The 800-nt window shown below is 45.9% G+C and carries 7 tRNA genes; all 7 read left to right on the top strand.

What is annotated here, in order from left to right:
* Window positions 1–3 precede the first annotated feature (3 nt).
* The 7 genes from QOS07_RS09275 (at window position 4) to QOS07_RS09245 (ending at window position 657) form a co-directional block, all read left to right on the top strand.
* Window positions 4–76: transfer RNA gene (locus tag QOS07_RS09275), tRNA-Val, on the top strand.
* Window positions 77–112: 36 nt separating this feature from the next.
* Window positions 113–185, top strand: a tRNA-Phe gene (locus QOS07_RS09270).
* 5 nt (window positions 186–190) lie between these two features.
* Window positions 191–273: transfer RNA gene (locus tag QOS07_RS09265), tRNA-Tyr, on the top strand.
* Window positions 274–279: 6 nt separating this feature from the next.
* A tRNA-Trp gene (locus QOS07_RS09260) sits at window positions 280–350 on the top strand.
* Window positions 351–367: 17 nt separating this feature from the next.
* Window positions 368–442 (top strand) — tRNA-His (locus QOS07_RS09255).
* 45 nt (window positions 443–487) lie between these two features.
* Window positions 488–558, top strand: a tRNA-Cys gene (locus tag QOS07_RS09250).
* 14 nt (window positions 559–572) lie between these two features.
* Window positions 573–657 (top strand) — tRNA-Leu (locus tag QOS07_RS09245).
* Window positions 658–800 lie beyond the last annotated feature (143 nt).

Here is an 800-nt window from a genome sequence, read left to right as displayed (position 1 = left end):
TTTGGAGGATTAGCTCAGTTGGGAGAGCATCTGCCTTACAAGCAGAGGGTCACAGGTTCGAGCCCTGTATCCTCCATTAACAGCTAAATAGTTGTTAACACCCATACACAATGGCTCGGTAGCTCAGTTGGTAGAGCAACGGATTGAAGCTCCGTGTGTCGGCGGTTCGATTCCGTCCCGCGCCATTTATGGAGGAGTAGCGAAGTCTGGCTAAACGCGATGGACCGTAAATCCATTCCTTCGGGTTCGGTGGTTCGAATCCACTCTCCTCCACTTTATAGGGATATAGTTAAACGGTATAACTACGGTCTCCAAAACCGTCATTGTGGGTTCGATTCCTACTATCCCTGCTTAACTGAATATTTTGGCGGTATTGGTGAAGTTTGGTTAACACACCGGTTTGTGGGTCCGGCACGCGTGGGTTCAAATCCCACATACCGCCCTTTTGATTGGGCATGTTTTTTATCCTGCTCAATCTTAACTATTTGGTGGTATAGCCAAGTGGTAAGGCAGAGGTCTGCAAAACCTTTATCATCGGTTCAAATCCGATTACCACCTTTTAGTTAGCTGATGCCTCTGTGGCGGAATTGGCAGACGCGCTGGACTCAAAATCCAGTTCCCGTTGAGGGAGTGTGGGTTCGACCCCCACCGGAGGCATTTTAATCCAAATATTCAGCTAAACGAAAAAAGACGTGATCTTAAAGGTCGCGTCTTTTTTTATTCTTGAGTATTTACAATCTAAGTGCAACAGATTTAAAAAAATAAACCCATAGCGGGTAGAATATGTTTAACGACCAAAG

The organism is Limosilactobacillus viscerum (assembly GCF_947387525.1).
GTDB lineage: Bacteria > Bacillota > Bacilli > Lactobacillales > Lactobacillaceae > Limosilactobacillus > Limosilactobacillus viscerum.
Note: the sequence above shows the minus strand (reverse complement) of the source record. Positions and strands in the feature narration are given on the sequence as shown.